9 protein-coding genes are annotated in these 5,864 nt (G+C 61.0%); 8 read left to right on the top strand and 1 reads right to left on the bottom strand.

The genetic code is table 11. From position 1 onward, the window contains the following. The first annotated feature begins 106 nt into the window (after window positions 1-106). From fliL to flhB, 8 genes are read left to right on the top strand one after another with little or no spacing between them, the layout of a single operon-like run. On the top strand, window positions 107-610 hold the full coding sequence (fliL, locus tag NTD85_RS06585) for a flagellar basal body-associated protein FliL (protein WP_003222887.1): 504 nt from the start codon (window positions 107-109) through the stop codon (window positions 608-610). A 9-nt stretch (window positions 611-619) separates the two neighbouring features. Next, window positions 620-1,588 carry a flagellar motor switch protein FliM gene (fliM, locus tag NTD85_RS06580; protein ID WP_003222890.1) on the top strand — a complete coding sequence of 323 codons (969 nt, stop codon included), beginning with the start codon at window positions 620-622 and terminating at the stop codon, window positions 1,586-1,588. Between the two features lie 58 nt (window positions 1,589-1,646). Continuing rightward, window positions 1,647-2,105, top strand: a complete 459-nt coding sequence (gene fliN / locus NTD85_RS06575; RefSeq protein ID WP_003222891.1) for a flagellar motor switch protein FliN — start codon at window positions 1,647-1,649, stop codon at window positions 2,103-2,105. Then, a complete protein-coding gene (gene fliO / locus NTD85_RS06570) occupies window positions 2,106-2,555 on the top strand; it encodes a flagellar biosynthetic protein FliO (protein ID WP_003222893.1) in 450 nt (149 codons plus the stop codon). After that, window positions 2,555-3,313: a flagellar type III secretion system pore protein FliP gene (gene fliP, locus NTD85_RS06565; RefSeq protein ID WP_003222895.1), complete on the top strand. Its 759-nt coding sequence runs from the start codon at window positions 2,555-2,557 to the stop codon at window positions 3,311-3,313. The genes fliO and fliP overlap by 1 nt, the downstream gene beginning before the upstream one ends. Beyond that, the gene (fliQ, locus tag NTD85_RS06560) at window positions 3,310-3,579 is read left to right on the top strand and encodes a flagellar biosynthesis protein FliQ (RefSeq protein WP_003222897.1); all 270 of its coding nucleotides are present in this window, start codon (window positions 3,310-3,312) and stop codon (window positions 3,577-3,579) included. The genes fliP and fliQ overlap by 4 nt, the downstream gene beginning before the upstream one ends. Window positions 3,580-3,582: 3 nt before the next feature. Continuing rightward, window positions 3,583-4,368 carry a flagellar biosynthetic protein FliR gene (gene fliR, locus NTD85_RS06555; RefSeq protein WP_003222899.1) on the top strand — a complete coding sequence of 262 codons (786 nt, stop codon included), beginning with the start codon at window positions 3,583-3,585 and terminating at the stop codon, window positions 4,366-4,368. 3 nt (window positions 4,369-4,371) lie between these two features. Continuing rightward, a complete protein-coding gene (gene flhB / locus NTD85_RS06550; protein ID WP_103522068.1) occupies window positions 4,372-5,511 on the top strand; it encodes a flagellar biosynthesis protein FlhB in 1,140 nt (379 codons plus the stop codon). Window positions 5,512-5,740: 229 nt separating this feature from the next. Here the strand turns inward: flhB and NTD85_RS27720 are convergent. Continuing rightward, window positions 5,741-5,864: DUF6124 family protein (locus NTD85_RS27720; protein WP_410017532.1), on the bottom strand; the 124-nt coding region annotated here is incomplete at its 5' end.

Below are 5,864 nucleotides of genomic sequence, written 5' to 3'. Positions count from 1 at the left end.
TTGTTTTGTGGTGCTCTCCAGATCAATCCTCCGACACTTCTGGCATAACACTTGCTCTTGCCTTGCCGTGCGACTGTGAAAACCCGAATAGTGACGGATTATTGGCATGGCGAAGAGCGAAGCAGCAGCTGTAAAAGACCCCGCGACCAAAGGCAAACTCAAGATGATCATCCTGATCGTGGTGGCTCTGCTGCTGGCGATCGGTGTGTCCGTGGGCGCGACCTGGTACTTCATGCACAGTGCTCAGAGCAAGCCTGCCGCAGCGGCCGAAGCCGCGCCGACCGGCAAGCAACCAGCGATTTTCGAGCCGATGGCGCCGGCGTTTGTCGCCAACTACAACCAGAACGGCCGTCAGCGCTACATGCAGGTGAGCATCACCATGCTGGCGCGTAATCAGGCCGATCTGGACGCGCTCAAAGTGCACATGCCGGTGATCCGCAACAACCTGGTGATGCTCTTCTCCGGTCAGGATTTCGCCACGCTGGCGACCCCGGTCGGGCAGGAGATGTTGCGCCAGAAGGCCACAGCCAGCGTTCAGGAAGTGGCGCAGAAAGAGCTGGGCAAAGTGGTGATCGAACAGTTGCTTTTCACTAATTTCGTACTGCAGTAGGAACACGACATGGCCGTGCAGGATCTGCTGTCCCAGGATGAAATCGACGCGCTGTTGCATGGCGTCGACGATGGTCTGGTACAGACCGATAACGCTGCCGAACCCGGCAGTGTCAAAAGCTACGACCTGACCAGCCAGGATCGCATCGTCCGTGGACGCATGCCGACTCTGGAAATGATCAACGAGCGTTTTGCCCGTTACACCCGCATCAGCATGTTCAACATGCTGCGCCGATCGGCGGACGTTGCCGTCGGTGGCGTCCAGGTGATGAAGTTCGGCGAATACGTGCACTCGCTGTACGTGCCGACCAGCCTCAACCTGGTCAAGATCAAACCGTTGCGCGGCACCGCGCTGTTCATCCTCGACGCCAAACTGGTGTTCAAGCTGGTGGACAACTTCTTCGGCGGCGACGGCCGTCACGCGAAGATCGAGGGGCGTGAATTCACCCCGACCGAACTGCGTGTAGTGCGCATGGTGCTGGAGCAGGCCTTCGTCGATCTGAAGGAAGCCTGGCAGGCGATCATGGAAGTCAATTTCGAGTACATCAACTCGGAAGTGAACCCGGCCATGGCCAACATCGTCGGCCCGAGCGAAGCGATCGTGGTCTCCACCTTCCACATCGAACTCGATGGCGGTGGCGGTGACCTGCACGTGACCATGCCGTACTCGATGATCGAGCCGGTGCGCGAAATGCTCGACGCCGGTTTCCAGTCGGACCTCGACGATCAGGACGAGCGCTGGGTCAATGCCCTGCGTCAGGACGTGCTCGATGTCGATGTACCGATCGGCGCCACTGTGGCCCGCCGCCAGTTGAAGCTGCGCGACATCCTGCACATGCAGCCGGGGGACGTGATCCCGGTCGAGATGCCGGAAGACATGATCATGCGCGCCAACGGCGTACCGGCCTTCAAGGTCAAGATGGGCTCGCACAAAGGCAACCTCGCGTTGCAAGTGATCGAGCCGATCGAGCGTCGCTGAAGCGCCGCTCTCACCCCCCCACGCATTTAACTGAATTGTTGCCCGCCGAGGACAAATGATGAACGACGAAATGAACGCCCAGGACGATCAGGCACTGGCCGACGAATGGGCTGCGGCCCTGGAAGAGACCGGTGATGGCAGCCAGGCTGACATCGACGCGCTGCTCGCGGCCGACGCTGGCGCTGCAAGCTCCAACCGTCTGCCGATGGAAGAGTTCGGCAGCGTGCCGAAAAACAATGATCCGGTGACGCTGGACGGTCCGAACCTGGACGTGATCCTCGACATCCCGGTGTCGATCTCGATGGAAGTCGGCAGCACCGACATCAACATCCGCAACCTGCTGCAACTGAACCAGGGTTCGGTGATCGAGCTTGATCGTCTGGCCGGCGAGCCGCTGGACGTGCTGGTCAACGGCACCCTGATCGCACACGGCGAAGTGGTGGTGGTCAACGAGAAGTTCGGCATCCGCCTGACCGACGTGATCAGCCCAAGCGAACGCATCAAGAAGCTGCGCTGAGTGAAACGGTTCCTGTGGGCGCTGCTGGCGCTGCCGTTGAGTGTGCTGGCCGCTGAACCGGCCGCCACGTCCGCCGCTGCGGTTGCCGCGCCGGCGATCGGCAGCGGTGTGGCCGGACAATTGACGCAACTGGTCTTCGGCTTGTTGCTGGTGCTGGGCTTGATCTTCTTCCTCGCCTGGCTGCTGCGCCGGGTGCAGCAGTCCGGGCCTGCAGGCAAGGGCCAGGTGATCGAGCTGATCGGCTCCCGCGCACTCGGTCCGCGCGACCGGTTGATGCTGGTGCAGGTCGGCAACGAACAGATTCTGTTGGGCCTCAGCCCTGGCACCATCACGGCGCTGCATGTGCTGAAGGAACCGGTGCCAGTGCCGAGCAGCAGCGAAAAAGCGACCCCGGAATTCGCCCAGCATCTGCTGAAGATTCTCGGCAAGGATCAGAAGGATAAGAAGTAATGGGTGCGCTACGCATCGTCTTGACGCTGGCCTTGATGCTGGCCGCGCCGCTGGCGTTCGCCGCCGATCCGTTGTCGATCCCGGCGATCACGCTGGGCACCAACGCCGACGGCGCGCAGGAGTATTCGGTCAGCCTGCAGATCCTGCTGATCATGACGGCGCTGAGCTTCATTCCGGCGGCCGTGATTCTGATGACCAGTTTCACCCGGATCATCATCGTCTTCTCGATCCTGCGTCAGGCCCTTGGCCTGCAACAGACGCCGTCGAACCAGATCCTTACCGGCATGGCGTTGTTCCTGACCATGTTCATCATGGCCCCGGTGTTTGATCGGGTGAACAACGATGCGCTGCAGCCCTACCTGGCGGAAAAACTCACCGCGCAGCAAGCGGTGGAAAAGGCCCAGGTACCGATCAAGGACTTCATGCTCGCCCAGACCCGCACCAGTGATCTGGAGCTGTTCATGCGCTTGTCCAAGCGTACCGACATCGCCACCCCGGATCAGGCGCCGCTGACCATTCTGGTGCCGGCGTTCGTCACCTCCGAACTGAAAACCGCGTTCCAGATCGGTTTCATGATCTTCATTCCGTTCCTGATCATCGACCTGGTCGTGGCCAGTGTGCTGATGGCGATGGGGATGATGATGCTCTCGCCGCTGATCATTTCGCTGCCGTTCAAGATCATGCTGTTCGTACTGGTGGATGGCTGGGCGCTGATCATCGGCACCCTGGCCAGTAGCTTTGGAGGTGTTTCGCCATGACGCCGGAAGTGGCGGTCGATATCTTTCGTGAAGCACTGTGGCTGACCACGATGATGGTCGCAATTCTCGTGGTGCCGAGCCTGCTGGTCGGCCTGCTGGTGGCGATGTTTCAGGCCGCTACCCAGATCAACGAACAGACCCTGAGCTTCCTGCCGCGTCTGCTGGTCATGCTGGTCACCCTGATCGTCGCCGGCCCGTGGCTGGTGCAGACGTTCATGGAGTACATCATCCAGCTCTACAAGAACATTCCGATGGTCATCGGCTGAGCCATGCAATCGCTGCTTCAGCTGACCGACACCCAGATCAGTACCTGGGTGGCGTCGTTCATGTTGCCACTGTTTCGCGTCGCCTCGATGCTGATGGTCATGCCGGTGTTCGGCACCACCCTGGTGTCGCGCCGCGTGCGCCTGTATTTTGCCGTGGCCATCACCGTGTGCATTGCCCCGGGGCTGCCGCCGATGCCGGAGGTCAGTCCGCTTGCGCTCAGCGGCTGGTTGCTGATCGCCGAGCAGATTCTGGTCGGTGCGGTGCTCGGGTTTTCCCTGCAACTGTTTTTCCAGGCCTTTGCCGTGGCCGGGCAGATTGTCGCGATCCAGATGGGCATGGGCTTCGCCTCGATGGTCGACCCGGCCAACGGCGTCTCGGTGGCGGTGATCGGGCAGTTCTTCACCATGCTGGTGACCCTGCTGTTCCTGTCGATGAACGGCCATCTGGTGGTCTTCGAAGTGCTCACCGAAAGCTTCACCACGCTGCCGGTGGGCGGCGGGTTGATGACCGCGCAATACTGGGAGCTGGCCGGCAAACTCGGTTGGGTGCTGGGGGCGGCGTTGTTGCTGGTGCTGCCGGCGGTCACTGCGCTGCTGGTGGTCAACATCGCGTTCGGCGTGATGACCCGCGCCGCGCCGCAACTGAACATCTTCTCCATCGGTTTTCCGCTGACCCTGGTGCTGGGTCTGTTCATCGTCTGGGTCGGTCTGGCGGACATTCTCAATCAGTATCAACCGCTGGCCACCGAGGCCTTGCAGTTGCTACGCGAACTGGCACGGGCGCGCTGAGGCATGGCTGAGAGCGAAAGCGGTCAGGACAAAACAGAAGACCCCACGGAGAAACGTAAAAAGGACTCCCGTGAGAAGGGTGAGATTGCCCGTTCCAAAGAGCTCAACACCCTCGCGGTAATGCTCGCCGGTGCCGGTGGTCTGCTGGTGTTCGGCGGCATGCTGGCGCAGGAATTGATGGATCTGATGCGCCTGAATTTCTCGCTGTCGCGGGAAGTGATCATGGATCAGAAGTCCATGGGCACGTTCCTGCTGATCTCGGGCAAGATCGCGCTGGTGGCGATTCAGCCGATCATGATCACCCTGCTGCTGGCCGCACTGATCGGGCCGATTTCCCTTGGCGGCTGGCTGTTCGCCGCCGGCTCCATGGCGCCGAAATTCAGCCGGATGAACCCCGGTGCGGGCCTCAAGCGCATGTTCTCGATGAAGGCCGTGATCGAGTTGGTCAAGGCGCTGGCCAAGTTCCTGATCACCCTGTTCGTGGCGCTGATGGTGTTGTCGTCCGACATCGATGACTTCCTGCGCATCGCCCATGAACCGCTGGAGCAGGCGATCATTCACAGCGTGACGCTGGTGGGCTGGAGCTCGCTGTGGCTGGCCTGCGGTTTGATCATCATCGCTGCGGTCGACGTGCCGGTGCAGTTGTGGGAAAGCCACAAGAAACTGCTGATGACCAAACAGGAAGTGCGCGACGAGCACAAGGATCAGGAAGGCCGGCCAGAGGTCAAACAGCGTATCCGTCAGACCCAGCGCGAGATGTCGCAGCGGCGGATGATGGCGGCGATTCCCGACGCCGACGTGGTTATCACCAACCCGACCCACTACGCCGTCGCGCTCAAGTACGACTCGGAGAAGGGCGGGGCGCCAGTATTGCTGGCCAAGGGCAGCGACTTCCTGGCGCTGAAGATCCGCGAAATCGCCGTCGCCAACAACGTCATGCTCCTCGAGTCGCCGGGGCTGGCGCGCTCGATCTACTACTCCACCGAACTCGACCAGGAAATCCCCGGCGGCCTCTATCTGGCGGTCGCCCAAGTGCTGGCCTACGTCTACCAGATCCGCCAGTACCGCGCCGGCAAGGGCAAACGCCCGGATCCACTCAAGGACGATTTGCCGATTCCGCCGGATCTGCGGCGCGATTCCTGACCTGACAGTGACGCAATAAAAAACCGCCATCCTGATTGAACGGGACGGCGGTTTTTTATGCCTGAAGACATCTGTCGGCTGTGAGGCCGCTTTCGCGAGCAAGCCCGCTCCCACAGGTTCGGCGTGTAGGCACAGGTTTGTGATCGACCCCAATCCCTGTGGGAGCGGGCTTGCTCGCGAAGACGTCAGCAGCCGCAACGCCTCATTCAAAGCTTGTCACCGATCCCTGTTACTGCGGCAACTCCAGATTATCCAGCGCCCGATTCACCGCCAACTCCCCGAGCATGATCAGTTGTGCGATGCCCAGTAGCGTCCTGCGCTGCGACGCGGGTATGAGGTGGGCGAAGTCATTA

Origin of the sequence: Pseudomonas sp. 13B_3.2_Bac1, assembly GCF_025466205.1 — a bacterium.
Classification (GTDB): domain Bacteria; phylum Pseudomonadota; class Gammaproteobacteria; order Pseudomonadales; family Pseudomonadaceae; genus Aquipseudomonas; species Aquipseudomonas fluorescens_H.
The sequence above is the reverse complement of the archived record's forward strand: the minus strand, read 5'-3'. Positions and strand labels throughout refer to the sequence as shown.

Excerpts from the sequence above, each read along its gene's own strand:
- fliL (WP_003222887.1), top strand. The coding sequence starts at position 107 with ATGGCGAAGAGCGAAGCAGCAGCTGTAAAAGACCCCGCGACCAAAGGC.
- fliM (WP_003222890.1), top strand. The coding sequence starts at position 620 with ATGGCCGTGCAGGATCTGCTGTCCCAGGATGAAATCGACGCGCTGTTG.
- fliN (WP_003222891.1), top strand. The coding sequence starts at position 1,647 with ATGAACGACGAAATGAACGCCCAGGACGATCAGGCACTGGCCGACGAA.
- fliP (WP_003222895.1), top strand. The coding sequence starts at position 2,555 with ATGGGTGCGCTACGCATCGTCTTGACGCTGGCCTTGATGCTGGCCGCG.
- fliQ (WP_003222897.1), top strand. The coding sequence starts at position 3,310 with ATGACGCCGGAAGTGGCGGTCGATATCTTTCGTGAAGCACTGTGGCTG.
- fliR (WP_003222899.1), top strand. The coding sequence starts at position 3,583 with ATGCAATCGCTGCTTCAGCTGACCGACACCCAGATCAGTACCTGGGTG.
- flhB (WP_103522068.1), top strand. The coding sequence starts at position 4,372 with ATGGCTGAGAGCGAAAGCGGTCAGGACAAAACAGAAGACCCCACGGAG.